This window comes from Flavobacterium psychrotolerans (assembly GCF_003097635.1).
GTDB lineage: Bacteria > Bacteroidota > Bacteroidia > Flavobacteriales > Flavobacteriaceae > Flavobacterium > Flavobacterium psychrotolerans.
Map to the genome: position 1 here is coordinate 1 of NZ_QCZI01000025.1, position 25,829 is coordinate 25,829.

18 protein-coding genes are annotated in these 25,829 nt (G+C 33.9%); 6 read left to right on the top strand and 12 right to left on the bottom strand.

From position 1 onward, the window contains the following. The 3 genes from DB895_RS13555 to DB895_RS13565 all read left to right on the top strand — a co-directional run. Positions 1 to 972: T9SS type B sorting domain-containing protein (locus tag DB895_RS13555; RefSeq protein ID WP_133242683.1), on the top strand; the 972-nt coding region annotated here is incomplete at its 5' end. Positions 973 to 1,033: 61 nt separating this feature from the next. Further along, positions 1,034 to 1,951, top strand: coding sequence for a PorP/SprF family type IX secretion system membrane protein (locus DB895_RS13560; protein ID WP_116725908.1), 918 nt, complete (start codon positions 1,034 to 1,036; stop codon positions 1,949 to 1,951). 18 nt (positions 1,952 to 1,969) lie between these two features. Beyond that, the gene (locus DB895_RS13565) at positions 1,970 to 3,841 is read left to right on the top strand and encodes an OmpA family protein (protein ID WP_116725909.1); all 1,872 of its coding nucleotides are present in this window, start codon (positions 1,970 to 1,972) and stop codon (positions 3,839 to 3,841) included. Positions 3,842 to 4,053: 212 nt separating this feature from the next. On the opposite strand, the gene DB895_RS13570 is transcribed toward DB895_RS13565, so the two are convergent. The 5 genes from DB895_RS13570 to porU form a co-directional block, all read right to left on the bottom strand. Further along, the gene (locus tag DB895_RS13570; RefSeq protein ID WP_116725910.1) at positions 4,054 to 5,715 is read right to left on the bottom strand and encodes a pyruvate dehydrogenase complex dihydrolipoamide acetyltransferase; all 1,662 of its coding nucleotides are present in this window, start codon (positions 5,713 to 5,715) and stop codon (positions 4,054 to 4,056) included. Between the two features lie 7 nt (positions 5,716 to 5,722). After that, complete coding sequence (gene pdhA, locus DB895_RS13575; protein WP_116725911.1) at positions 5,723 to 6,721, bottom strand: pyruvate dehydrogenase (acetyl-transferring) E1 component subunit alpha; 999 nt, start codon at positions 6,719 to 6,721, stop codon at positions 5,723 to 5,725. A 166-nt stretch (positions 6,722 to 6,887) separates the two neighbouring features. After that, the gene (cdd, locus tag DB895_RS13580) at positions 6,888 to 7,370 is read right to left on the bottom strand and encodes a cytidine deaminase (RefSeq protein ID WP_116725923.1); all 483 of its coding nucleotides are present in this window, start codon (positions 7,368 to 7,370) and stop codon (positions 6,888 to 6,890) included. Positions 7,371 to 7,520: 150 nt separating this feature from the next. Continuing rightward, positions 7,521 to 8,696, bottom strand: a complete 1,176-nt coding sequence (porV, locus tag DB895_RS13585; protein ID WP_116725912.1) for a type IX secretion system outer membrane channel protein PorV — start codon at positions 8,694 to 8,696, stop codon at positions 7,521 to 7,523. Between the two features lie 37 nt (positions 8,697 to 8,733). Beyond that, entirely contained in the window at positions 8,734 to 12,552 is a 3,819-nt protein-coding gene (porU, locus tag DB895_RS13590) for a type IX secretion system sortase PorU (RefSeq protein ID WP_116725924.1), read from the bottom strand. 298 nt (positions 12,553 to 12,850) lie between these two features. Between porU and gldJ the strand changes: the two genes are divergently transcribed. From gldJ to DB895_RS13605, 3 genes are all read left to right on the top strand, one after another. Then, a complete protein-coding gene (gldJ, locus tag DB895_RS13595; RefSeq protein ID WP_116725913.1) occupies positions 12,851 to 14,569 on the top strand; it encodes a gliding motility lipoprotein GldJ in 1,719 nt (572 codons plus the stop codon). 63 nt (positions 14,570 to 14,632) lie between these two features. Then, positions 14,633 to 15,916 (top strand): UDP-N-acetylmuramoyl-tripeptide--D-alanyl-D-alanine ligase, encoded by a 1,284-nt coding sequence (locus tag DB895_RS13600; RefSeq protein ID WP_116725914.1) that lies wholly within the window; start codon positions 14,633 to 14,635, stop codon positions 15,914 to 15,916. Between the two features lie 278 nt (positions 15,917 to 16,194). Next, positions 16,195 to 16,398, top strand: a complete 204-nt coding sequence (locus DB895_RS13605; protein ID WP_449404191.1) for an ISAon1 family transposase N-terminal region protein — start codon at positions 16,195 to 16,197, stop codon at positions 16,396 to 16,398. Positions 16,399 to 16,407: 9 nt separating this feature from the next. Here DB895_RS13605 and DB895_RS13610 read toward each other — a convergent pair whose 3' ends face one another. The 7 genes from DB895_RS13610 to DB895_RS13645 all read right to left on the bottom strand — a co-directional run bounded on the left by DB895_RS13610 (position 16,408) and on the right by DB895_RS13645 (position 25,302). After that, entirely contained in the window at positions 16,408 to 17,256 is an 849-nt protein-coding gene (locus DB895_RS13610) for an alpha/beta fold hydrolase (RefSeq protein ID WP_208012185.1), read from the bottom strand. Between the two features lie 166 nt (positions 17,257 to 17,422). Further along, positions 17,423 to 18,280 carry a CPBP family intramembrane glutamic endopeptidase gene (locus tag DB895_RS13615; RefSeq protein ID WP_116725915.1) on the bottom strand — a complete coding sequence of 286 codons (858 nt, stop codon included), beginning with the start codon at positions 18,278 to 18,280 and terminating at the stop codon, positions 17,423 to 17,425. A gap of 87 nt (positions 18,281 to 18,367) precedes the next feature. Continuing rightward, positions 18,368 to 19,192: a DUF4249 domain-containing protein gene (locus DB895_RS13620; protein ID WP_116725916.1), complete on the bottom strand. Its 825-nt coding sequence runs from the start codon at positions 19,190 to 19,192 to the stop codon at positions 18,368 to 18,370. Positions 19,193 to 19,210: 18 nt separating this feature from the next. Then, positions 19,211 to 21,622, bottom strand: coding sequence for a TonB-dependent receptor (locus DB895_RS13625; protein WP_116725917.1), 2,412 nt, complete (start codon positions 21,620 to 21,622; stop codon positions 19,211 to 19,213). A gap of 46 nt (positions 21,623 to 21,668) precedes the next feature. Next, positions 21,669 to 23,096 carry a C1 family peptidase gene (locus tag DB895_RS13630; RefSeq protein WP_116725918.1) on the bottom strand — a complete coding sequence of 476 codons (1,428 nt, stop codon included), beginning with the start codon at positions 23,094 to 23,096 and terminating at the stop codon, positions 21,669 to 21,671. A gap of 450 nt (positions 23,097 to 23,546) precedes the next feature. Continuing rightward, entirely contained in the window at positions 23,547 to 24,242 is a 696-nt protein-coding gene (locus DB895_RS13640) for a LytR/AlgR family response regulator transcription factor (protein WP_116725920.1), read from the bottom strand. Continuing rightward, the gene (locus DB895_RS13645) at positions 24,235 to 25,302 is read right to left on the bottom strand and encodes a sensor histidine kinase (protein WP_116725921.1); all 1,068 of its coding nucleotides are present in this window, start codon (positions 25,300 to 25,302) and stop codon (positions 24,235 to 24,237) included. The genes DB895_RS13640 and DB895_RS13645 overlap by 8 nt, the downstream gene beginning before the upstream one ends. Positions 25,303 to 25,829: the final 527 nt, after the last annotated feature.

Genomic DNA, 25,829 nt, shown 5'->3' on the forward strand with positions numbered 1-25,829 from the left:
TTAAAGGCAACAGCCACAGGAACCAACGTCATAAAATGGTATTCGGCAGCAATAGGCGGTTCGGCATTACTATCTACTGATGCTTTGGTTGACGGTAAAGATTATTATGCTACGCAGACGGAACAATCAGGGGTGTCATGTGAGAGCGTAAACCGCTTAAAAATTACTGTTATAATTGACAGACCTTTACCTCCATTTGTAGATAAAATAACACAACCTATTTGTACAGTTAACACAGGAACTGTTTTATTTAGTGGGTTACCAAATTCAGGATCTTGGATTATAACACCTTCTATAGGAAATCCTATGTCAGGCTCAGGAACTACTTATGAATTTTTGAATTTATTGGCATCAACTGATTATACATTTAAAGTTACTAATGAAAATGGTTGTACCTCTGTGCTTGTAGCATCGGCAACAATAAACCCTCTTCCTGCAAATATCCAATTTGAAATCAATGGAGATTGTAAGGCGAAGCAATATGTATTAACAGCTACGCCAGTAGCGGGTTCTTATAATCCTGATAATGTTGATTATGAATGGAAGGATGATGCTGGATTTACTATTGGAGAAAATTCAAATGCTTTGAATGTATCTGTTGTAATTGCATCTACTCCAGATAAAGAAACGTTTCCTTTGAACTATTCGTTAACAGTGAAGTCAGCAGATACTGGTTGTGAGACTACAAGTAGTGTGACTGTTAAGTCTATTTTTTGTAATATCCAAAAAGGGATTTCGCCCGATCATAACGGCTCAAATGACAGTTTTGATTTAGTCAATATGGGTGTGAAAAAATTGGAAATATTCAATAGATATGGCCTTCAGGTGTATAGTCAAATGAATTACACGGATCAATGGGTAGGCCAGACCAATAACGGAGATGACCTTCCGAGTGCTACCTATTATTATGTTATTGAATTTTATAATGAGGCGCCACAAACAGGTTGGATTTATTTAATCAGAGGAAAATAATAAATAAATTTTTATTGGTCTGCGTTCTTTTTTGCAGACCAATAAAATAAAAAATAAACACATGAACAAAATATTTTTGACATCACTTTTAGTTCTGATTGCCTATTTTGACGTAAAAGCGCAACAAGACCCACATTATACGCAATACATGTATAATATGAATATTATTAATCCTGCCTATTCTGGTTCAAAAGAAGGACTTTCATTGGGAGTTTTGTATAGAAAACAGTGGGTAAATATTGAAGATGCGCCAACGACTTTTACTTTTTCCGGACATTCACCAGTTGGTAAAAACGTAGGATTAGGATTGTCGGTTATTTCTGATAAAATCGGGCCCGTTACGGAACAAAATGTATATGGCGATTTCTCATATACTTTAAAATTTAATGACACCCATAAGTTAGCACTTGGATTAAAAGCGGGAGCTTCATTCCATAATATTGGGCTTAGAGAAATTCAATCGTCCTTGCCCGATCCTTCAGAAGGTGTTTTTGGGGAAGATATTAACAATATATCTTTTAATCTAGGCACTGGAGCTTTTTATTATACTGATAAATACTATGTTGCAATTTCGATTCCTAACATGATTAAATCTGCACATTTAGACTTTGATGGTAAAAAATATGGTACCGATGTGGAACATTATTTTTTAACGGCGGGCTATGTGTTTGATATCAATAACGAATTAAAGTTCAAACCTTCTGCTATGTTGAAATCGGCTTTTCGTGTGAGACCTTCAGTCGACGCTTCAGCAAATTTTTTGTATAGAGAAAAATTCGAACTTGGAGGCACATACAGATTAGAGGATAGTTTTGGATTAATGGTTAATTTTGCCATAACACCTGAATTAAGAATAGGATATGCATACGATCACGTTATGTCTGATTTGAATGTTACAACACCTTCCTCTCATGAATTCATATTGCTATATGATATATTGTCGTCGAAAAAAGTTTCACGTTCTCCTAGGTTTTTCTAATAATAAATTTACTAGTTAATGAAAAAAATTAATACCCTTTTGTTTTTGATGCTTGCGAGTATTTCGCTTATTGCACAAAATAAAAACACTAAAGTAGCGGATCAATTGTTTGATAGATTCGAATATGTGCAAGCGGTTCAAGAATATCTGGCATTGGTCGAAAAAGGAAATTCGGATAGTTACGTAAGCAAGCAACTTGGAGACGGCTACTTTAATATGTACAATACTGTAGAAGCCGAAAAATGGTATGCACAAGCCGTAAAATCTAACCAAGACGCTGAAACCTATTATCGGTATGCCCAAATGTTGAAATCAAATAGCAAATATGAAGAGGCAAATGTACAGATGAAAATATTTGCATCCATGAAACCAAGTGATTTAAGAGCAATAGAATTTAGTAAAAACCCTAATTATCTTCCAAAATTAATTGATAAGGAAAAACTTTTTGATGTAGAGGCATTAAGTATTAATTCTGATAAATCAGATTTTGGAGCGGTTCTTTATAATAATGTCCTTTATTTTGCTAGTGCAAGAAACGAGAGTAACAAAAAATATGGGTGGAATGACGAACCCTTTTTAGATCTTTATCAAGCTACTTTAAATACTGACGGGACTTATGGAGATCCAACTCCAATCGCGGAATTGAATTCAAAATACCATGAAGGGCCATTGACTATGACTAAGGATGGCAACACCATTTTCTTCTCTAGTGAAAGTTTTAAAGAAAATCAATTTGAAAAAGTAAAAGCCAAAAGATTAAAATTTGGTCAAGTCGGATTGTACAAGGCTGTTAAAGAAAATGACAAATGGGTATCAATTACACCGTTGCCTTTCAATAGTAAAAGTTATTCTGCGGGAAATCCTTCCGTGAAAATGGATGGAAGTGTTCTTTATTTTTCATCGAATATGCCAGGAACCAAAGGTGGTTTCGATATCTGGAAAGTAATGGTAAATGCTGATGGGACTTATGGCAATCCAATGAATTTGGGGGATAAAATAAACACTCCGGGTGATGAGAGTTTCCCTTTTATTACTGATGATAACATTTTATATTTTGCTTCCAATGGCTTGACTGGTTTTGGGGGATTAGACGTTTTTTCTGTAGATTTGAATAAAGAGCAACAGCCGCCTGTCAATCTTGGTAAACCCGTAAATACAGAGAAAGACGATTTTGCTTTTACCTTTAATAAAGAAAAAAACAGTGGTTATTTATCTAGTAATCGTACAGGTGATGATAATATCTATTCTTCTGTTCCAGTATGCAAAGGACAAATACTTACAGTGGTAAAAAATGCCAAAACAGGAGAGCCTTTAGCGAATTCCAGAGTGGTTATTTCTGACGACAAGAAAAAAGTGTTAGAAACCAAAACTTCCAATGAAAAAGGAGAAGTATTGTATGATGCAGAATGCCAAAAGGCTTACGTTGTTGAAGCATTTAAAGATGGATTTGTGACTAAATCTTTTCCCGTAGCCCCGATTAAAAACGGTGTAAATACTATTGAAGCCCCATTAGAGCCTGTTGACGTTATTGTGACGGAAACAGAAATCATCCTGAAGCCAATCTATTTTGAATTTGATAAAAGTAATATCACCAAGCAAGGCGCCTCCGAATTGGATAAATTGGTTTACGTAATGTCTCAAAATGACAAACTGGTTATATACGCAAAATCACATACCGATTCTAGAGGGAATGATAAGTACAATTTGAATCTTTCTGAAAGAAGGGCTAAATCTACGGTTCAGTATGTTATCTCAAAAGGAATTAGTGCAACAAGAATTACCGGAAACGGATTTGGAGAGTCTCAACCTAAAGTTAATTGTAAAAATAAATGTACCGAAGTTGAATTTGCTTTAAACAGACGTTCAGAATTTTTGTTGGTGAAACAGTAAGATTAACTGTTATATAGTCAAAAAAATAACCTGATTTTATCAGGTTATTTTTTTGACTATATATTATTGATTGTGTCTATTTTCAAACGTTATGAAGATATTGTAAATGAAATATTGTCAATTATACAACGCATTAAAGTTTAAAAAAATAATGCAAAAAAAATCCCATCTCATTTAAAAAAGATGGGATTTCAATTTATAAAAATAATTTATTACGCCAGCATTGTCACTGGATTTTCAATATACTGTTTCAAAGTTTGTAAAAACTGGGCTCCGGTTGCGCCATCAATAGTACGGTGATCACAAGCCAAAGATAACATCATGGTGTTTCCCACTACAATCTGTCCGTTTTTAACCACGGGTTTTTCTACAATGGCTCCGACTGATAGGATGGCAGAATTTGGTTGATTAATGATGGAGTTAAATTCGGTGATACCAAACATTCCAAGATTAGAAATAGTAAATGTACTTCCTTCCATTTCGGTAGGTAACAATTTTTTGTTTTTTGCTCTTCCGGCAAGGTCTCTTACGCTACCGCCAATTTGAGATAAATTCATAGCATCCGTAAAAGGTAATACAGGAACTACTAATCCATCTTCAACAGCAACAGCAACTCCAATATTCACGTGATGGTTGATAAGAATGGAATCTTCTCTCCACTGAGAATTTATTTTTGGATGTTTTTTCAATGCCATAGCACTTGCTTTGATAACCATGTCGTTAAAGGAAACCTTGGTATCTGGAACGCTATTAATTATGGCTCTTGACTTCATTGCCTCATCCATAGTTACTTCAATAACCAGGTTGTAATGTGGTGCTGTAAATAAAGATTCTGCCAGACGTTTGGCAATAATTTTTCGCATTTGCGAATTCTTGATTTCTTCAGTAAAAACTTCTCCCGAAGGAACGAACGGTTTTACGGATGCAGTTTCTGCTTTTTGACTTGTTGCTGGTGAAATGCTAACAGATTTTGGAGTACTGGCAATTGGCACAAAGTTTTCAATATCGCTTTTTACGATGCGTCCGTTTTCTCCAGAACCTTTTACTTGCGCAATATTGATTCCTTTTTCTTCAGCGATTTTTTTGGCTAAAGGAGATATGAATATTCTTTTTCCGTCAGAAATTACTTGTACAGATTCTTCGGATTTTTCTGATGCGGCAACGGCCGTTTCTGCTTTTGATGTTTCTACTTTTTCAGAAGCAGTGGCAACGGGAGATCCGTCTTTTTTGTAGTTTTCAGCAATACCAGTAATATCGGTTCCCGTAGGGCCAATGATAGCTAGTAAACTGTCCACAGGAGCAGTTTGTCCTTCTTGAACCCCTACAAACAATAATGTTCCTTCATTGAAAGATTCAAATTCCATTGTTGCTTTGTCGGTTTCGATTTCGGCTAAAATATCGCCCTCGACAACGGCATCACCTACTTTTTTCAACCAAGTGGCTACCGTTCCGTCAGTCATGGTATCACTCAAACGAGGCATCGTTACTACGACAACTCCTTTTGGTAATGACGCGATTGGTGCAGTAGCATTTATTGCCTCTTCTTTTTTGTCTTCTACTTTAGGTGTGGGGGGTGCTTCTGGTGCTGGAACACTTGAGGGTTTTCCTAAATAAAGTAAAGGTGTTATATCCTCTCCCTCATTTCCTATTATTGCTAACAGGGAATCAACAGGGGCAGATTCGCCTTCGTGGATTCCAATGTGCAGGAGCGTTCCTTCATTGAAGGATTCAAATTCCATTGTTGCTTTGTCGGTTTCAATTTCTGCTAAGATGTCACCTTCGCTAATTTTATCTCCCACTTTCTTAAGCCATTTAGCTACAACTCCTTCGGTCATAGTATCACTTAAGCGTGGCATGGTGATAATTTTTGCCATAATTCAATTATAGTTTGTGTGGTAAAAATGGATAATTTTTTTCTTCGTATACTACGTCATACAATTGTTGTATTTCAGGGAAAGGAGATTCTTCGGCAAATGCTACGCATTCTTCTACTAAATCTTTTACCCTTGCATCAATTGCTTCAATTTCGGCTTCGGTAGCGTATTTTTGGTCTTTTATCACATCTAAAACTTGTGTGATGGGATCAATTTTTTTGTATTCTTCTACTTCGTCTTTAGAACGGTATAATTGTGCGTCAGACATGGAATGTCCTCGGTATCGGTACGTTTTCATTTCTAAAAAGGTTGGTCCGTCTCCGCGACGTGCTCTGTCTATGGCTTCAGACATGGCTTCGGCAACTTTCACTGGATTCATGCCATCAACAGGTCCACAAGGCATTTCATATCCTAGACCTAATTTCCAAATATCAGTATGATTGGCGGTTCTCTCTACAGAAGTCCCCATAGCATACCCATTATTTTCTACTATGAAAACTACGGGTAATTTCCACAACATTGCCATGTTGAAAGTTTCGTGAAGGGAACCTTGTCTCGCAGCTCCATCGCCAAAATAAGTTAATGTTACTCCGCCGGTTTCAAAATATTTATCTGCAAAAGCAATTCCTGCTCCAACTGGAATTTGGGCTCCCACAATTCCGTGACCACCATAAAAACCGTGTTCTTTAGAGAAAATGTGCATAGATCCCCCCATACCTTTAGAGGTACCTGTCACTTTTCCCATAAGTTCTGCCATTACCCTTCTGGGATCAACGCCCATTCCTATAGGTTGCACGTGATTTCGGTATGCAGTAATCATTTTGTCTTTGCCTAACTCCATAGCATGTAATGCACCTGCTAAAACGGCTTCTTGACCATTATATAAGTGAAGAAATCCTCTTACTTTTTGTTGTATGTAAAGTGCTGCTAGTTTGTCCTCAAACTTTCTCCAAAGTAGCATGTCTTCATACCACTTTAAATAAACTTCTTTTGTAACTTCTTTCATTTGGATAATTTGTTCTTGTGTATGATTTTAAATGGTGTAATGCAATAAAAATTGGATAGTCTTAATGTCATCTCTTCCTAATTTTAAATCTTACACAAATTTGAAAAGAGCAAAAATAGCACATTCCCCGTAAGAACTAAAATTAAAACAGTAGTTTTTAACTTTTTTACAAGAAGTTTTTGTCAAACATAAATGGGAGTAGGTTTTTTAGAGAATCAGATTTGTAAACTACACCGATTTCGCCCATAAAATAAATTTCAATTGGTTGATTTTGTCTAAATTCATATTCCGAAATGGACTGTCTACACCCTCCACAAGGCGGAATAGGAGATGCGGTGGTATTGGTGTCTGAAGCTGCTGTAATGGCCATTTTTACGATTTTAGCATCAGGATAAATGGCGCCAGCCTGAAAAATGGCAACTCGCTCTGCGCAAAGACCAGATGGATATGCTGCATTTTCTTGATTGGAACCTAAAACTATTTTTCCGTTGTCTAAAAGGAGAGCTGCTCCGACTCTAAATTTTGAATAAGGGGCGTACGCTGTTTTTCTGATGGCAATGGCTTGTTCCATTAAATTTTGAATGTCAACAGGCATTTCCTGTTGGGTATCGTAAACTGAAAATTTTGATGTGATTGTAATTTCTTTCATTTGTGGTTTTTGGTTTTTATAATAAAAGTGTTTTGTCAAGCTATAAAAATGATTGCCAGTTTGTTTTGACGAATTTCATACTTTTTTTGGAAAAAAAATCCAAATTTTAAAGATTAAAATTTGGATTTTTAGGTTATTATTTAATTTGTGTTAATATTCGCCGTATTTATCTCCAAACGCAAAGCTAAGTGAGAAACGTAAGGTGTTTTCTAATGGATTTTTTACGCTTGAGGCGGAGAATAAGTAGGAAACATCTATTTTTACTACATTATAGGTAAATCCTGTCCCAATTGATAAAAATTTTCGAGCCCCTTTTAATGGGCTTTCATGGAAATAACCTAGGCGAAATGCAAATGAATCTTGATACATATATTCCGCTCCAACAGAATAGGTGAATTCTTTTAATTCTTCACTAAGTCCGCCTGGCGCATCTCCAAAGGATTTGAAAATCCCTTCTGTCCATCCGATGCTATTATAATCGATATTGTTTTGATTTTTTTCAGCTGTTGAAACTTCGCCATCTCCATTTAAATCTTTAGGTTCTTGAGGTGTCGGTACCAATAGTTTATTGAATTCCAAATTTAGTCCCACTTTATTAAATTCGTCTAAAATAAAATCGAATCCTCCTCCCAGTTTCATATTAGCCGGAAGAAAATTAGATCCTATAGTCGAATCCGTGGTTTGATCATAATTGATTTTCGGACCTATATTTTGGAAATTGAATCCCAAACGCCATTTTCCGTTAAAATCTTTAAATGCCTTTTCTTCCGATTGATAGAAACCTGCTACATCGAAGGCAAAAGAACTTGCTGCAGAAGAATTTTTCCCTTCTGTAGGAATATTTAGATTTGAACGGATGTATCGGCCTGCAACCGATGTGGAAAACCGAGAGCTTAATTTTAGCGCATAGGATAAATCTAAGGCATATTCAGCAGGCTTTACAACATTTGGAATATCTTCTGCATTTTGTCTCAATTCGATTTCGCCTAAACTGAAATAGCGAATGCTGGAAGCAAAGGCACTTTTGTCATTGATTTTGTTGAAATAAGTGACCTGTCCTAACGAAATGTCATTTACTAATTGAGTCAAATAAGGGGTATAACTTACGGAAAAACCCTGTTTGTCTAAAGAAAAAGCGTATTTTGCTGGATTCCATTGTTGAGAATATACATCTGCGGAAGTTGCAACACCATTATCCGCCATACCTGCTGAACGGGCATCACCGGCGACTAATAAAAAGGGAACTCCTGTAGTTATAACTCTTTCCTGAGCTTTTGATAATTGAACTGTTAATATACATATCAGAGCTACTGCAATTTTTTTCATTCTTATTTTTTAAAAAGTTAACAAATATAGTATTTTATTAAAGGATAACAAGTTTCTCGTATTTTTCTGTTTTTGTATTTGTCAATACAGATTTCACCGTTAGCTTATATACATAAACCCCTTTCCCTATTTTATCACCAAAATCATCTTTGCCATCCCATGTGATTTCTCTAGATAGAAACCCATCAGTAGTAATGATTTGGTTTTTTGTCCAAACTATTTTCCCGGTAACGGTCATCACTTGTACTTGAACTTCCAGTGGTTCAAAGGGTTTGTTATGGGTAAACCAGAATTGGGTGTAATTTACAAACGGGTTTGGGTAGTTTAAAACGTTTGTTAATGTAATAGACTCATCTCCAACTACAATGAATTGCATTTCGGAGGTAATGAAATTGTTGTAAACATCCCATGCCTTAAAAGTTATCGTGTGTAATCCCTTAGCTAGATTTCGAAAAGGAAATTTTAGTTTTCCCTTTTTATAATCATCAAGTTCGGTTTCATAATAATCATTGAGCTTGTACGGATTGTTTTCGTCCCCATCTAAAATGGCAATAATATCATGCCCGATGCCACTTGCGGTATTGATTCCGTTTTCGTCTTCTAAAAAAGCCAGAAAAACTGGGGATCCATTCGTGATTCCGCCAGAGATAAAGGTTTGGTCATTCATGTAAAGTTTAACTTTTGGAGCTATATTGTCTGCGGCAGCATTTGCATTTATCCCGCCAATTTTAATTGAGGTATTAAAACCGGTCTTGTCTAAAAGAAGTTCACCTCTTTTTCCGTAAAAGCTAATTTTGCCATTGCCTAAGGGAATTGTAATGTCTCTTGGAACTACAAATCCAAATTCAAACTGACCATTTGTAATTGTAGCATTTCCTCTAAAAATAGTTTCTCCTAATGTTTTAAAAGGAATTGCTGGGCTGTTGAAATCGTTGTTTAGTGTGCTTCTTATAATGTCTTTGTCGAAAATCTGCACAGATAATTCGCCATTATAGTTTGGCAGAGTATTGTTGTTTTCGTCAGTTACTTCTCCTGTCAGTTTTATATAAGATAATGATTTGAAATCGTCAATTGAGCCAGTTATTGGTTTGTCATTTACTTTTGTGAGAATTATTTTTTGCTCAGGAATATCTAACTTCAATGCAGGATCGCCAAGATAGAATACAACATCCGTACGGGGTACAAAATCATTTTTGGCTAAACGTAAAGCTTCGGCTATGGAAGGATACTCATTTGAACCATAAGAAAATAGATATCGTGATAAGGTATCGTTGAAATTCTCACCTGTTGTTTGACCAATTTCCCGAATGGTTGTAATCATTGATATTGCTCCTCCACGGGGATTCCAATAGGTATATTCTCCAGCCGTTGGTCTGAAAGGGTTATCAAATCTAGAAAAATCGCAGGTTATGGTAATGAATAAAGGGTATTTGTAACGGTTACTTAAGTTTTGACCGTCTGATTTTTCCCAAATCCGTTCTTGGGCCAACCCATCTTCACCACCATGCCCTAAATAATTAAATACTAATGCCCCTTTTTCAAAAGCGTTGAATATTTCCTGACGTGCTTTAGGATATCTTGCGCCACCTGAAGAAGTTTCCTGTACGTAAGAATCTAACAATATTTTTTTTGCGTTTAGGAAAGGTTTTTGGGCTATAACGGTATCAGCTAAATTATTCATCTTCGACTGTAAAGAGGCGTCGCTGGTTTTGTCGGCATCATCGGCAATTACTACAAAATTATTACGCCAGTTACCATAGGATTTTATATCATGGTAGTCAATGACTTTGTTAACTAATTCATCGGCTTGCGTGTTCGAATTGGCAATCATTCTTCCCACAGCAATATCTAAGCTTCCTTGAAAATTGTCAATATCTCCTTCGTTGTCATTCATCAAACCAAAAAAATCATCAGATGCAAATGAAGCCTCTCCTAATGTAAAGCTATTTAATGCGTGATATATGGGTACAATATTTGATGAAATCGAAATTCGATTCTTGAAATCATAAGAAGCATCTCCAAAGAGATTTAAATATTTTACTTCGTTTCCGGGTATTATGCGGTTGTTATATACATATTTGGCAAAATTTCTAATTGCTCCAATGTCTTGTTTTCCAGAAGAAAATTCCTGATAGATGTTTTCTAGGTATACTACTTTGACATTCAATTTAGAGTGAGTCCTATGGAAATTAGCTAGCTTTTCAGCCTGAGATCCTAGGGAACTGGGGGTGATAATTAAATAATCAACATCTTTTTTTTCTCCTAGTGCATCATTAAAGATAGTTCCTTTTAAGTTTTGATTTGTGACCTCTGTCTGGGAATCTTTTAAAGGAGTATAAAAATCATTGGAGTCAACAGCGATGTATTTCCTAATTTCCCCTAAATTGACTTTGAATGTGAGAGAACTTTGATTGGGATTTACTATTTTAGTGACATTATATAGGTCTGTAATATCCCAAATTTGTTGTATGGAAGTTGCGTTTGTTATTTGATATTCTCCGATTCCGACATTCAGTGTAGCCAAGTCATATTGAAATGGAAATTGTTTTCCGTAGCCCTTAAGGTTTCTTTTAGATTTTAGAAAAATATAATCTAAATACCCTTTTGAATCAGGAACTCCACTGTTGTTATATTTCAGTGTAATTTTTATATTTTCAGATGCTGGAATAGTTGTGTTTAAGTCAGACAAGTCGGCTTGGGAAGCGCCGCCGATCGCAGATAAAGAAATTGTCCCTACAGATTGGTTGTTTGCTTTGACTTCAAATGAAGTACTTGCAAAAGAAGCGGCACCTGTGTAAATTTTTAGGTTTATTGGGGAGGATGTGACGATGTTAGGAATATTAAAGTCAAAATCCTGTTCGTTGTCGATGTTGAATTGTTCTCCAAACCATCTTCTTCCGAGTCGGACAATATTTGTTTTATCTAATTCGTGGTATTGGTAATCATCAAAAGTAGTAATCACTAAGTTGCTATTTTCGCTGGGTTGCTGCAAATTCTGGATTCTTTTTCCGTCTCCGCCTTGAATATTTACATAATAGTAGGATTTAGAATCGTATAAATTATTGGTTGTCTGGCTGTCTTCATTCCATTGGTCAACCCCTTCGGCATAAAAAAGAACATAGTCACTCTCATTAAATACTCCATCGCTTTCCCCAATGACTTGAATGGCATTTTCAGTTATATCTGCGGGATAATATTCGCTGTTCTTTAGTGGAATCATTCGTCCTCCATTGCCATAAATTTTAATTTTTCTTGGGTCAACTGCGTCCACATTGAATCCCATTTGTTTTAAAAAACTTTTGCTTATGAGATAGATTCCTGATTTTGTAACATAAAAACGTTTCCATTCCCCACTTGCTAAAACCGAATTTGTAATTCCGTTAAAATCATTGACTTGTTGTGCAACTCTTGATGTATTGCCTTTTTCTATACTATAGGTAAAAGATATGATCTTTTTATACCCATTAGTATCCTTAATAATAGGGGAAAGAGAAATTAATGCGGAGAATTTATCTCTTGCCTGCATATTCTTTGCAATGGCATTGATTTTATTAGGAATAGAAACGGTTGACAAATCGCCAAGTTCTGAGTCAGGGATACTTTCGTAAACTACATTTGTAATCTGCAGGGAGTTCTCATTAATTATTGAAGATTGAGGTAATTTTAAATTAAAAAAAAGTTGTTTTTTATAGCTGTCAAATTGGAAATTTAGAGGATTAAACTGAGGAATGCTTAATTTATAAGTGCCAAATTGCAGTGTGGATTTTGGAGTCCAACTAATAATAACGTCTCCTTTTTGTTGGCTGAAACAAACAAAAGAAGATAGGGTTAACAGAGCGAATATTATTTTTTTCATCATGAGATATAACGCAGTAGTGGGTAAAATATTACGGGAAGTAAAAATAAATTATTTAATGTAAATATTGTAATATTTATTTTAATTTTGCGTTGTAGCTGAAAGTAATTATTTAATCAGATACATTTTTATTATTATTTTAAACAATGAGGTTGCAGTATTAAGGTAAATTCATATATTGCGCCTCGAAATTTATTATCCGTCGGAAGTATAAAAAAAGCATATTAGAATTCAATATAAAACGGAATGAAAATATGGTAATTACGTATGACCTTTAAAAAACGATAAATATCTATATATGAAAGTAAACAAAATTATGGCCTTTAAATTATTGCTGTCTGCGGTGGTAGTTTTAGGTCTTGCTACAAGTTGTGGTAAAAAATCCAGTTCAAAAACTGGGTCAAAGGCTACTGGCTGGAAAATCAACGATAAAAAAGGGGGATTTCAGTACGCTTCTAATTTCAAAAAACAAGCGACTGGACCAGGTTTAGTGTTCGTAGAAGGGGGTACTTTTACCATGGGTAAGGTTCAGGATGATGTCATGCATGATTGGAATAACTCTCCAAATCAACAACACGTCCAGTCCTTTTATATGGATGAAACGGAAGTTACCAACTTAATGTATATGGAGTACTTAGATTGGCTTAAAAGAGTTTTTCCACCAGAACAGGAGAACTACAAAAATATCTATGAAGGGGCATCACCTGATACGTTGGTTTGGAGAAAAAGATTAGGATATAACGAAACGATGACTAATAACTATTTAAGACACCCAGCTTATGCAAATTACCCAGTGGTGGGAGTTAACTGGATTCAGGCAGTAGAATTTAGTAAATGGAGAACGGATCGTGTAAACGAAAATACACTCGAAACCCAAGGGTATTTAAAAAAAGATGCTAAGGTTGCCGACGTTAAACCAGATGCCACTTTTAGTACGGAAACTTATTTAAACGTACCTTCTAAAGCTTTAGGTGGTGACGATAAAATTGTTTTAAAAGGAGTGAAGAATTCTAAGGCTAAGCCTGTAAAAACAAAAGGTTCTAAAGACAAACCTGCAACTGAAACACCTGCTAAAAACGTTTATGCCCAAAGAACTTCAGGGATTATTTTGCCGGAATATAGACTTCCAACAGAAGCTGAATGGGAATATGCTTCGGCCTCGGATGTAGGTCAAAGAGAATACAATGTTTATAAAGGTCAAAAGAAATATCCTTGGTCAGGTAGTTATACCCGTTCTGGAAAAAGACAAGTTAAAGGGGATCAATTGGCCAACTTTAAACAAGGTAAAGGGGATTACGGTGGGATAGCTGGATGGTCTGATGACGGTGCTGATATCACTAACATTGTAAAATCATATCCTCCAAACGACTTTGGTTTGTATGATATGGCAGGTAACGTGGCGGAATGGGTTGCCGATGTTTACAGACCTGTTGTTGACGATGAAGCCAGTGATTTTAACTATTTTAGAGGGAATGTTTATACTAAAAATAAAATAGGTGAAGACGGAAAAGTTGAACTTGTAACAAGTGAAACCCAAAAATTTGATACCTTATCAAACGGTAGAATAATAGCCAGAGATTTCTCGGGTCAAATTAAACAAGTTCCAGTTGATGAAAAAGAGACCTATTTGAGACAGAATTTTGACAAAAGTGACGAAAGAAATTACAGAGATGGTGATAAGCAATCTACTAGATATTTTGATTTTGGTTCATCGGAAGAAGAAGATGCCAAATCGAAAGAAAAACACAAGATGTATGATTCTCCAGAGCATAACGTTACGGTAGATAGTTTGGGTAAAATGGTTAGAAAATTTGATAAATCTAACAAGAGAACTACTTTGGTTAACGACGATGTGAGAGTCTATAAAGGGGGGTCTTGGAGAGACAGAGCCTATTGGTTGGACCCAGCACAAAGAAGATACTTTCCTCAAGATATGGCAACAGACTATATAGGATTTAGATGCGCGATGTCTAGAGTTGGTCCAAAAGCCGACAAAAAGAAAAGTGCAAGAAATTAATTCAAACATACAATACTTTAAAAGCCCTTTCATTAGGGCTTTTATTTTTTAAACTTATTTTAGATGGATATTAAAGACATTCATAATTTGTTCTTGAAATGCAATTCGATTTCAATTGATACCAGAAAAATTCAATCCAATTCTTTTTTTGTTGCAATTAAAGGAGATCGGTTCGATGCCAATACTTTTGCCAAAGAAGCGTTGGAAAAAGGAGCGTCTTTTGTGATTATAGATAATGCAGCCTTTTTTATTGATGAGAGAACTTTGCTTGTAGAAGATAGTTTGGTCGCATTACAAGAATTAGCTAAATTTCATCGGGAGTATCTAAAATTACCTATCATTGCCTTGACAGGGAGCAATGGGAAAACAACAACCAAAGAACTGATTAATGCGGTTCTTTCTAAAAAATATGTTACAAAAGCGACGGTAGGGAATTTGAACAACCACATCGGAGTTCCTCTCACATTGCTTTCGTTTACTTCCCAAACAGAAATTGGCATTGTTGAAATGGGAGCCAACCATCAAAAGGAAATTGAGTTTTTGTGTCAAATCGCACAGCCGGATTACGGGTATATCACTAATTTTGGGAAAGCCCATCTGGAAGGTTTTGGAGGGATAGAAGGCGTGATTAAAGGGAAAAGTGAAATGTATGCCTATCTTTCGCAAAATAATAAGATAGTTTTTGTAAACCTTGATGATCCTATTCAAGTAGAAAAAACAGGCAATATGAACACTTATTCTTTTGGTGTAAATAAAACTACAGCCAAGATCAATATTAGTGCTGTTAGGGCAAATCCATTCGTTGAAATTACTTTTTCAAACATTCAAATTATTTCACATCTTATTGGATTGTATAACGCAAACAATATTAATGTGGCCATTGCCATGGGGAAATATTTTGATGTTGGTGACAATGCCATAAAAGAGGCATTAGAGAGTTATATTCCAGAAAATAACCGATCCCAATTGGTTTACAAAAAATCCAATGAAATTATTCTCGATGCGTATAATGCCAATCCCAGCAGTATGGCAGTGGCTATTGCTAATTTTATACAATTAGATAAAGCAAATAAAATTGCTGTTTTAGGAGATATGTTTGAACTAGGCGAGCAAAGCGTAAAAGAGCATAAAGAAGTTGTTAATTTACTTTTGAATGAAGAAAAAATAAATTGTTATTTTGTTGGGAAAGATTTCTATTACAATAAAATAGAGAAAAGTAATTTTCATTTTTATGAAACCTTTGATGCGTTTTCAAAAGATTTAATACTCGGTCAATTAAAAAATACTATGATTCTCATTAAAGGATCACGAGGAATGGCTTTGGAACGAACATTGGAACTAATTTAAAACAACTCCAAGTTATTAGAGCATTTAAAATTCGTTGTCTGCAAGATTGGGGAAGTCCCATGCAGATGCTAAATTAGTATGTCCAGAACTGGTTGTTAGTACGAATTTTTGCAAAGCTTTAGGAGCTTTAGCGAGACCCTAATTTTAATTTTTTTAGGGATTGATCCTCTTGATCCACATTAAGGGATCAAGAACAAAACCTGGGGAGGAAATGTCGAAAAAAAATGAGAAATTTGCCAATCTAACAATTTGAGATAACTTCTATAGACCTTTTAAAATTGATGCTGCCCGATTTTTTAGTAGAACACTTTGAAGTGGTTTCTGCCAGCAATTCAGAAGAAACATTACACCTGTATTTTGAGGAAAAAGCCAAGCCCCCAAAAGAATTTAATGCATTTGAATTAGTGTCAAAAGGCTTTTTGGATGAAATCACCATTCAGGATTTTTCTCTAAGAGGTAAGTTGAAGCGATACTTGTATTAACGGTTGTTTTTATTTGCTTTTTAAAAAGTCATCAAGAATTTTATTGAAAATTTCTGGCTGATCCATTAACGGCAAATGTCCAGCATCTTGAATTACATGAAGCTTTGCATTTGGGATAATTTTAGCTGCTGCTTCACCATATTCAATAGAAAATAATTTATCATCTTTCCCCCAAATGATGAGTGTTTCATTTATTATTTGCTTTAATAATTCTTCTGGTATTTTCGAAACAGCGGTTCCACGTCCTTGCTTAAATGCATTTTTTCCTCCTTTAGATTTGAGAACGTCTATTGAGTAGCCAATATGATTTGAGTCTCTGTTTGTTGGTTTATGGATTAGATAAGGTGAATTAAAACGATTTGCCATTGATGATGGAAAACAATTCATCCATATCATTCCAATCAAAGGCCAAAAAGAAACTTTTGCACCTAATCCTGCAGCATCAACTAAAACAAGTTTATCAACCATTTTGGGATTGTCTATGACAAACTGCAACGCAATAGCGCCACCTTGAGACAATCCGACAATATGAGCCTTTGATATTTTCAATTCTTTCATGAAATCTTTGAGCCACTTCGAAAAATAGGGTCTATTATAAGGCGCATCAGGTTTGTCAGATTCTCCATATCCAACTATATCTGGTGCTAACACTTGAAAATTTTTAGAGATTGTATTAATTGATGGATACCAAGTAACAGCACCTGCACCAGCTCCGTGCAGGAAAATTACAGGTTCACCATTTCCACATAACAAGTAGGTCGTTTTAATTGTTTCGATAGTTACTTCTCTTTGTTCAACTAATCCTTCCATTTTGTTAATTAAACATTGTCTATAGTTTTTTTTATTTTCTCTTTCCAAGTTTGTCTCTCTTTAAAGTTTATGAATTTCTGTATAAATGGCATACAACTTGTTTTATCCTTTTTAATTTTAAATCGTTATCAATCTTTGTAAACCCTTAAAATTTATAGTTCAACTAGATTTTTACAGTGGTAACGAAAAAAACTGTTACCATTTTTTATAGTTTTTACTTTCTCCAATGTGGACTGATTATTTTATTTCCACTTAATATCAACAATACGATTGAAGCCAAAGAACAAAAAATTATAGCTTGTATCGTTCCTTCTGGTCCAAATTCTCCTCCTGTAAATAATTGACTGCCTGCTATTTTAGTAGTTAGTAGGCTGGATGTTTTTTTATTACCAGATGTAATTGCTCCAAAAATTCCTGATTGCATAAAATTCCAAGCAAAATGTATTGCAATTGGAAACCATAGATTTCTAGAATAAATATAAGCAGTACCCATTAAAAAACCTGCTTCAATACCAACACACAATCCTGACATTAAAGTGCTATTTGGATTTGCTAAATGCAAAGCTCCAAAAATAATTGCTGTTATGAGTAAAGAAATGTAGCTACCTAATTTTTCTTCCACAATTCGAAAAATAATCCCTCTTATTAAAATTTCTTCAAAAATGGCAACCGAAAATGCTACCGTGAATGGAATAATCATATCGGAAAAAGGATTGATAGATACTATTTCAAAACTGCCATTAAGAATAATTACTAATATTGTCAGGGATTGCAATAGCACTCCTACTATCACTCCAGTGATAATATATTTTGCCATTCCTTTACTTGAAAATTCCGTGATGGTTCTTTTTTCATATTTTTTAAAAAAATAGATATAGGCTAAAACAACCGCAGCAGATGAAATTATGCCCTTGATCAGGTTTCTGTAATTTTTATCAGCAACAGTTAAATCAAGTAATTTTCCTGTTACTTGTTGTGCCAAAATAAAGGCAATAAAACATACTACAAGCCCAAGTAGTATTCTAGTTAAAGTTGCATTTAAGATTCTTTGTTTAGTGGTAATCGTTTTCATAAGTCTTATGATAGGAAGGTTAATAATAATTGTGTTTGTTTTAAAATCAGATTGGTCGTTGTCGTTTAGATATGATTTGTACTTAATCTATTGAATAGTATAATTTCTTACATCCGATTCGCTTAATCTGAAATAGCCAAGAGGATAATTGTCAAAATTACTTTCATTTTTTATATTTCCTCTCACAGTAGCTGGAGGAGTTTGAAATGGACCTCCGCCAGAACTTCCTGCCACACCTAACAGAATTGTCATGTAATTATAATTCGCTTTTGAAATTCCATAATGGGTAATTTCGACCGTTTGTCCAGCTGCTGTATCTTCTTCAAGTACGAGACTAAAGAAGTTGTTACCTTGAAAAAACTGATCATCATCAACGGAATATTCTGGTTTTAGGTTTTTAGAGAATTTGTATTTGTACAGATAATAATTTTCAGCGTTAGCTGGGTCATTGAAAAAAGTTTTTAATTTAAGAAAGTCGGTTCCTAAACCACTTTGCTTTTCTTGTGTTACTGAAGTTATTACCGCAACTGATTTTAATGTTTCTTTAGCTGTGTAATTTTGTCCATTATTTATAACCGTTAATGAGTAGGTTTCATCAATTACAGGAATAAAATTGTTACACAAATATATTCCTGTATTAGGTGTTTCTGTAAAGTTGAATATTATATTAGAGCTATTTTTTATAAAAACCGTTGCTCCAGAAACTGGCGGTATTACGTTGGTATAAAAATCAGTAGTGGTTGAAAGTTTTATTACTTGGTTGTTACCCGTTGTACCTTTTTGCCAAATGATGGATGCATCAATTACTAATTTTGGGTTTTCAGTATTTAAAGGAATGTCAACTACATCTTGACAGCTATTAAAAAAAACGGCTGTGAATAGTACGATTATTATGTTTATTTTATTTTTCATCTTATTTGTATTTATTTTTTAAAATTTGAAATTATAACTTACCGAAGGAACCATTCCGAAAATTGAGGTTCTTAAGGCTTCATTATTTCCAGTATCGGCATTTTGCTTGAAATTTATTGAAGCTGCATTTTTACGGTTGTACACATTATAGATACTGAATACCCATTCTGATTTCCAGCTCCGTTTGTCGTTTTTATGAGGCGTTAGCGTTGCAGAAATATCTAAATGGTGGTAAACTGGCAATCTGTTTTCGTTTCTCAATCCATAACTAGGAACTACAATGTCTTGATAGGTATATTGACCATTTGGATAAGTTACTGGCTGACCTGACTGTAGGATAAAATTTGCACCAAAACTCCATTTTTTATTTAGATTATAGGAACTTGTAACGGCAAGGTTATGTAATTTGTCATATGCAGAACTATACCATTGTCCATTATTGATGCCAATTTCTGAACTGTTTCTTCCTGGAGTTTGTTGTTCTGATTTTGATAAAGTATAGGAAATCCAACCTGTTAATTTGCCTTCATTTTTGCGTAACATCAGTTCTAAACCATACGAACGCATTTGACCGTTGAGTATCACTTGTTCAATAGCTTCGTTAGCTACTAAATCAGCACTATCTATATAATCCATTCTATTTTGGATTTTTTTATAGAAAGTTTCTGCCTCAAAGGAATAGTTGTTATCACTAAAATTTTTGAAATAACCCAAAGCCACTTGGTCTGCAATTTGTGGTTTGATATAATTATCACTTGGCATCCAAACATCCAATGGAGTAGGCGATGAAGTATTGGAAACTAATTGTAAATACTGTACCATTCTATTGTAACTTGCTTTTATAGATTGATTTTTATCTAATTCATAAGCAATAGAAAATCGAGGTTCTAAATAATTATAGCTTTTAATTACTTTGTTTTTGTCATAAAATTGGGTTCCGATTGGGGTTGCTTTTTGGTAGGTCTGTGTGTATTGATCAAAAGTTACAGGTTCGTTATTAGTATAAAGATTTATATTGGATTGACCCAGTCTATAAAAAAGGCTGTATCGTAAACCATAGGAAAGCGAAATCTTTTTTGAAATCTCTTGTTCGGCAGCGACATAAATTGCAGGTTCAAAAGCATATTTTTTATCTAATTGCTTATAATTTATTCCTGAATTTATACTTGTTGGATATATTGTTCCTGGATTAAAATCATAATAAATACTATTTACACCAAAATTCAATTTGAATTTATCGGATATATAATTCTTGAAATCGTATTTTATATTGTAGTTTTTTATGCCAGAATCCCATTTGAAATTAGCTAAATCCAAACCTAATCCAAAGTAATAATCGCTGTAAATTACTGATAGATTTGAAAATAATTTGTCATTATACAAATGATTCCAACGCAAGTTTAATATCGAGTTTCCATAGGTATTTGTAAAACTTTTATTCAAACTAAAGACATCTCTACCAAAATAACCCGATAAGAACAAATTATTGTTTGGGTTTAGCTTGTATGATAATTTTGTATTTAAATCATAGAAATAAGCGGCATTGTTTTTTTGCTCTTCGGAGAGTTTTAAAAATAGATGCGCATACGATGCACGGCCACCTATAAGAAAGGAACCTTTATCTTTTACTATTGGTCCTTCGGCTAATAATCGACTAGAAATTAATCCGATGCCACCATTCATGTGAAAACCAGAACTACTTCCATCTTTTTGATACATATCTAAAACTGAAGAAGCTCTTCCTCCAAATCTCGCTGGGATGCCACCTTTGTACAATTTCAAATCCTTTATTGCATCTGGATTAAAGACTGAAAAGAATCCAAAAACATGCGAAGAGTTAAAAATTGTTGCTTCGTCCAGAAGTATTAAATTTTGGTCTGCACCACCGCCACGAACATTAAAACCAGAAGCTCCTTCACCAGCATTGGTAACGCCAGGCAAAAGCAACAACGATTTCAGCACATCCACTTCTCCAAGAACGACAGGCATCTTTTTTATTGTAGCAATAGAAAGTTTATTGATACTCATTTCTGCTTTTCGGATGTTGGTTGCTTTTCGATCTTTTGTAACAACCACCTCTTGTAATTGTTCTTCGCTACTGAAAAGTTTGAAGTTACTTTTGGTATTTTTGTTGAGGTTTACGCTTTCTGTTAGCGTTTGGAAACTCATAAAACTCACTTGTACTTTATAGTTGCCTTTAGGAATTGTGATGGAATAAAAGCCATATTCATTGGTAATTGTTCCTGTTTTTAGTTCGGGAATATACACATTGACACCAATTATAGTTTCGTTGCTTTTGGCATCGGTAACCGTTCCGCTTAAAGTGAATTTTTGAGCTGATAGGTTGCTTGTGTTTATGTCTTGAGAGAACATGCTATTAAAATAAAGCAACAGTGTTGCAGATAGGAGATAAATTAATTTTGCATTCATTTTTTTATTTTTTAGAAGTATTATTTGATTTCAATTTGTAAAGGCATTATAGATTTTTGCCTACTTTTTTACTTATTTCTTTAGGGATGGCATTTTTATTGACCATTACAGAAATTGTCTTTAGTAATAGATATTCTTTCGACATATATAAATATCCTCCACAATCATTATTGTCGGATGAGTTTTTTAGAATATAAAACGTATTGCCTTTTTCGTCATTTGCTAAACCAATAATGTGCATGTTATGCACATCTTCAGTAGTACGATTATCGAATGCTGCCTGTCTAATTTGTTGAGTAATGATTTTAGTATTGTCTAATACTGCAAAACCATTTTTAAATCCTTCATAAATGTCACCATCCCAACAAACGGAATAATTATTCAATAAGGCATGGTCAATCACAGAAACGAAATCAGCCAATGGTAGATTTAAATACTGATTGTTATTCCAGTTTGCCTCTATCTCTAAAGTAAACTTTGAATAAAAAGGGTGGTGGGTAAAGGAGGTGATTTCCAAATAATTATCGGGATTGATTCCAATCATTTCTTTTGCGAATGACTTTGGAGTGAATTGCTTTCCGTCGTGAATAAAAGTATCTGGAACTTTTCCCAAAGTTTGGGTTAAGATTATATCCATGTCTTTTCGATAAAGTTCAGGAGTTAAATTACCATGAGAATTCACATAAAATTTCACCTTTTCTAGTAAGGCTTTATTCATATCTGCATGGTCATGTTTACTGTCAGAATCATTTTTTCCGGAATAAACACTTTCTGGAATTGCACCATATTCTTTGTATGCTTTCAAAACACTAAAAGTTAAATCTCCTTCCGTAAAGGCACTAGCTCCATTTCTTCTGATGTAATTTTCGGCTTTATTGATATAAGTGGGTCTAACAAAAAACATAGGGGAAAGTACGATAGGTTTTTTGCCAAGTCTAATAGCTTCTGTCTCTATAAAGGATGTGGTAGCAAAACTCCAACAAGTACCAGTAGCTTGCTGATCTTTAATGGGTGTGGTTTCAATTAACTTTATGATTTTATAACCTGCAATCTTTGGATTTAGATTTGTTTTTAGTTGAAAAACAAAGTTGGTTCGGCTTAATTTTAAAGGCGTATTACCACCCCACATTCCGTTAATAATAGAATCTCCGGGCATCATTTTTCCTTTAAAAATCAATGGAGCAGATTCTGCCCAACCCAACGATTTTCGAGCATCTGCAAAAACGCTATCGTTAATAATCCAAACTTTATCAAGTGAAATATCTTTTAATCTTTTATCAGGAAAATCCATAAAACCTTTTATCGAATTGTTTTTCAATTCAAATCTAAAAAGCACTAATTCAGATGATGCTAATTCTTTGGTGTTCGTTTTTCCCATCCAAGAACCATCTAATAGGTTTTGCTTTGTATTCTGTGCATTAATTAGGAATCCAATAAATAATAGGATAATTGAAATTGAAGTTTTTGTTTTCATAATAAGGGTGATTAAAATAATTTGACTTGAAATCTATAATTGTGTCTTCAAATAATTCATTCCGCAAAAGTACTTTTAGGAGTAAATTGTAGGATAGGACAAAAATGAAGTTGAATAGGACTTATGTAAAATTTAGTTTGATTATCAATAATTTGAGTTGTAATTAATTGTTTTCTTGATGGGCTATTCGAATTGTATTGTACTCTAGAAATTGAGTTAGCAATTTTAGTTTCTATAAAGATTGAATAAAGAAAATAAGCAAATACAGATAAAATAGACAGTAGTAAATAGGTATAGATAAGCTTTTCCATAATTGTTCTTTTGTATAAATTGTTACTATTTTATACAAAAGTCCAAGAATAGAGCTAGGGCTACAATTTTATTATGCGAAGTAAGTGAGGATGTCTGCAAACTAGTATTTTAATTCTGCAAGACTTTTGATAAAAAAAGTTATATTCTGCTGTTTATCATATTAAAAAACAGTTCTTTATAAGTTTCTGAAATTGGAATTATCTGATTAGATACTTTAATTCTCATCCTTTCGATAGATTCTATTTTGTTTATCCCAACCATGTAGGATTTATGCACTCTGCAAACCAAATTAGAGGGTATGATTTGTTCGAGTTCACTAAAATTTTGAAGCGTCATAATTCTTTTATTTATAGTATGAATTCTACGGTAATCTCGCATACCTTCTATAAATAAAATATCGCTAAAATCGATTTTTACTAGTCGATTTTCAGTTTTAACAAAAATAAAGTCTTGTTGAGAATTTTGTAAAGGTTGAGTACTATTTTCTTGTGCTTTGTTTACTGCTTTTAAGAATCTGTCGAATGTAAATGGTTTTAATAAATAGTCGGTTACATTGAGTTCATATCCTTTTATTGCATACTCTTGATAAGCTGTAGTTATAATTACTTGACTTTCTATTTTTGAACTTTCCAGCAATTCGATACCTGATAATTCATCCATATTAATGTCTAAAAAAAGCAAATCGACTTTATTCGATTTTAAATACGCCAGACCATCAAGTGCATTTTCAAACGTGCCGCATAAATTCAAAAAAGGTATTTTACATACAAAACTCTTGGTTCTCTCCAGCGCCAAGGGTTCGTCTTCGATTATAATACAAGAATATTTATCCATTTTTGATTGTTAATTTTACACTATACAAGTTAATTTGATTGTCTAATTCTAATAGATGTTGCTCTGGATAAATCAAATTTAATCGTCTTTGAATAAGATTATTTCCTAAACCATTACTTTCTTGAATCACTTTTCGGTTGGAATCGAACTTGTTTTTACATACAAATATGATGTTTTCTTTATTAATAAATAGCTGAACAGTAATTGCATTGTCAATTTTCTTATTCGTGCTATGTTTGAAAGCATTTTCAATAAATGGGATAAAAACCATTGGAGCTATTGTTATGTTTGCTGGATTACCTATAACTTGAAAGTTTACATAATTTGCATTTGCCGTTCTTATTTTTTGTAATTCGATGTACTTCTCTATATATTCAATCTCTTTTTTAAGTAAAATTTCATCCGTTTTGGTTTCGTAGAGCATAAAACGCAATATATCGGATAGTTTATTTAAATAAATGGAAGCTTCTATAGCATCCTTTAAAATCAGTACATCGATGTTGTTTAGCGTATTAAATAGGAAATGAGGATCTAGCTGGGATTTAATCAATGCCATCTCTGTTTCATGATTTTTTTGTTTTAACTCTTCTTTTAATTTTATTTCATTAAACCAAGTAATAAAACCTTTGATGATAAGTGCAGCTAAACCCACTATTGAAGCAATAAAACTCATAAAAATTATTGTTCTAATAGCTGTAGATCTGCCATTTACGCCACCTTTATCCATGTCAATAAGTGAACCAGATTCAATTAAATATCGCATTAGGATATAAGCTATTATCGAAGCGACTAATGAAATCAGTATGCCAAAAATAAAGGATAAGAAAAACTTTTTTTGTTGTAAGTATTTTGGAAAAACTATTGAATAGCAACCGTAAAATGTAAGAAATGATGGTAGAAAAGCAAACAAAAAAAGGGATTTAAAGGCATTCAAAACTCTTTCTGTTTGATCTACAGCTTGATTACTACTTCTATAAAAAACAGCCAACATAATTGCTATTAACAATAAATAGCACAACCAAAAACCAATATGCAACAAAATAACGATTGATTTTTTCATAGCTCAAATTTAGGGATTTAGAATACAATATTCGATTATTTTAAAATCATCAGAAAATAAATTATTCCAACTGTCGATATTTGTCTGCAAGATTGAGGAATCAACATTTGTCTGTTATAAATCTATTGTATTAGTATAGCCAATTTGATGACAGCAAAATGAATCCATTACATCTATTAGTCTTCTGTGATAAAATCTATTAAGAAGTTTTAATTTCAAAGCTACAAGATTATCTTTGTTCAGCAAGTTCTTTTAATTTCTTGTTCATATTCTCAAAGCCATTTTTCGTATTTATACTTAATTTTTTTTTGAATAATGGAATCAATATTCCAGTAAATTTTTCACTATGCCGAAAAGTTGTGCTTCCATTTCCATTATTGATAACCTCGAATTTGTGCTCCCCATCAAATAGCCCAGGAAAAAACAGGTGCCCAAGCCAGCTTAATTCATTGTGTGTGCCTTGCATGCACTTCCAATTCCTCAAAAGTAGGAATTTTATCTAGAGGGTGCAAGTCCCTTATCGGCAA

What these genes read in the sequence shown, in the direction of transcription:
- DB895_RS13560 (WP_116725908.1), top strand. Translation starts at nt 1,034, where the DNA reads ATGAACAAAATATTTTTGACATCACTTTTAGTTCTGATTGCCTATTTT.
- DB895_RS13565 (WP_116725909.1), top strand. Translation starts at nt 1,970, where the DNA reads ATGAAAAAAATTAATACCCTTTTGTTTTTGATGCTTGCGAGTATTTCG.
- DB895_RS13570 (WP_116725910.1), bottom strand. Translation starts at nt 5,715, where the DNA reads ATGGCAAAAATTATCACCATGCCACGCTTAAGTGATACTATGACCGAA.
- pdhA (WP_116725911.1), bottom strand. Translation starts at nt 6,721, where the DNA reads ATGAAAGAAGTTACAAAAGAAGTTTATTTAAAGTGGTATGAAGACATG.
- cdd (WP_116725923.1), bottom strand. Translation starts at nt 7,370, where the DNA reads ATGAAAGAAATTACAATCACATCAAAATTTTCAGTTTACGATACCCAA.
- porV (WP_116725912.1), bottom strand. Translation starts at nt 8,696, where the DNA reads ATGAAAAAAATTGCAGTAGCTCTGATATGTATATTAACAGTTCAATTA.
- porU (WP_116725924.1), bottom strand. Translation starts at nt 12,552, where the DNA reads ATGAAAAAAATAATATTCGCTCTGTTAACCCTATCTTCTTTTGTTTGT.
- gldJ (WP_116725913.1), top strand. Translation starts at nt 12,851, where the DNA reads ATGAAAGTAAACAAAATTATGGCCTTTAAATTATTGCTGTCTGCGGTG.
- DB895_RS13600 (WP_116725914.1), top strand. Translation starts at nt 14,633, where the DNA reads ATGGATATTAAAGACATTCATAATTTGTTCTTGAAATGCAATTCGATT.
- DB895_RS13615 (WP_116725915.1), bottom strand. Translation starts at nt 18,280, where the DNA reads ATGAAAACGATTACCACTAAACAAAGAATCTTAAATGCAACTTTAACT.
- DB895_RS13620 (WP_116725916.1), bottom strand. Translation starts at nt 19,192, where the DNA reads ATGAAAAATAAAATAAACATAATAATCGTACTATTCACAGCCGTTTTT.
- DB895_RS13625 (WP_116725917.1), bottom strand. Translation starts at nt 21,622, where the DNA reads ATGAATGCAAAATTAATTTATCTCCTATCTGCAACACTGTTGCTTTAT.
- DB895_RS13630 (WP_116725918.1), bottom strand. Translation starts at nt 23,096, where the DNA reads ATGAAAACAAAAACTTCAATTTCAATTATCCTATTATTTATTGGATTC.
- DB895_RS13640 (WP_116725920.1), bottom strand. Translation starts at nt 24,242, where the DNA reads ATGGATAAATATTCTTGTATTATAATCGAAGACGAACCCTTGGCGCTG.
- DB895_RS13645 (WP_116725921.1), bottom strand. Translation starts at nt 25,302, where the DNA reads ATGAAAAAATCAATCGTTATTTTGTTGCATATTGGTTTTTGGTTGTGC.